The sequence below is a fragment of the Metasolibacillus meyeri genome (assembly GCF_003049505.1).
Taxonomy (GTDB): domain Bacteria; phylum Bacillota; class Bacilli; order Bacillales_A; family Planococcaceae; genus Metasolibacillus; species Metasolibacillus meyeri.
The window spans coordinates 1-1,406 of sequence record NZ_PYWN01000229.1 but is presented as its reverse complement, the minus strand read 5'-3'; the positions used below and the strand labels follow the sequence as shown (position 1 = coordinate 1,406).

At 37.1% G+C, this 1,406-nt stretch carries 1 protein-coding gene; it reads right to left on the bottom strand.

Going from position 1 to position 1,406, the window contains the following annotated elements:
- Window positions 1–146: 146 nt before the first annotated feature.
- The gene (locus C9J34_RS21185) at window positions 147–1,271 is read right to left on the bottom strand and encodes an IS4 family transposase (RefSeq protein WP_107842145.1); all 1,125 of its coding nucleotides are present in this window, start codon (window positions 1,269–1,271) and stop codon (window positions 147–149) included.
- Window positions 1,272–1,406 lie beyond the last annotated feature (135 nt).

Below are 1,406 nucleotides of genomic sequence, written 5' to 3'. Positions count from 1 at the left end.
TCACTAGCGTCGCATAAAAGCTGATTGAATTTTCTGTTTTTAAGCTTGTTCCATTTGGAGTAAAAAGAAAGACGATTAACTAGAGGTAGTAAACATCCATTTTTTTACTATAACCTTTGACTAAAGCGACAGATACGTTGGAAACCTTAGGGGACGGTATTTCCTCCAATTTTACGCAACCAAATGCGTGCGGGTTTCCATAAAACTGCTTTTAAAAAACGACTGATTTGTAAATACGTCCGTGTGCTTTTTGTGTTTAACTGAGTTAGTACATTCAAACAGTAGGTGATCATTGCGATGTACACTTGGTTATGAACAGCTCGCTCACTTTGACCATAGAATTTTTTGATATTCAAATGTTGTTTCATCCATTTAAAAAACAGTTCAATGGCCCAGCGTGATTTGTAAAGTTCAGCGATTTCATCTGCACTTAAATCAAAGCGATTGGTTAATAGGTGCAGCTCATTTCCTATAGTATCAAGCACTTTGATCAAACGGAATCCATTTTCAGCCCGATTTTGTGTGGTGCCAATCACGACCATTTCATCTGATAACACCGAAGCGTTTTCGGGCAATGAAAATGTTTCGAGCTTACGCACAACCGCATTTTTACGCAAGCGAGAAACAAAGAAATAGCCTGCATCTGTCATGCGATCAAATCGTTCATAATCCAAATAGCCACGGTCAAACACATACATGCATTCTTTGTCATCGACAAGTACTTCAAGTTGGCCGCGGTCATGTTCGTGGGCATTCGTAAGTACCGACTGGTCTGGATAAGAACATCCTTTTTCCATAAAGACAAGGCGTAGATGAAGCTTTAGACCAGATTTTGTTTTGCGAAATTTTGCCCACTTATGGTTGTTCAAATTCAATGGTAATGTACTTGAATCCATGATTTTGAGTGGAGTTGTCGTTTTTCTTCTTGTTTGAAAATCAGTTTTTGCGTGAATTTGTGTGACTAAATCAAGAAAAATGGTTTGAAAGAACTCAGTTGGCACTTGATTTAAACGTCTCCCTAGTTGAGAGAAACTAATGGTTTCAAGCTGGATTGCATTCTGTAATTCTTCTGAAAACACACAATCACTTAATGCACGCATGCTCTCTGTTTCATGGAGTTGGGCATACAATAGTAATTTCAAAAATGAAGCCATATACAGCTTCTTCGTATAGGTATTTAGTTGATGGGCTTTCACTTGTTCTTCAAGCAAATTGTTGGAAATAGGAGAAAGCCATTGTTCAAATGATGTTTTTCGTGTAAACTTATCCATGCGATTGTCCTTTATTTTGGATTGGGATAGGTTACTACCACCAAACCATTATAAAGGATTTTTTTGTGCCATTGATAAATTACAGAAAATTCATTTTACAATAGTGCAATTAATTATTTTAATGCGACACTAGTG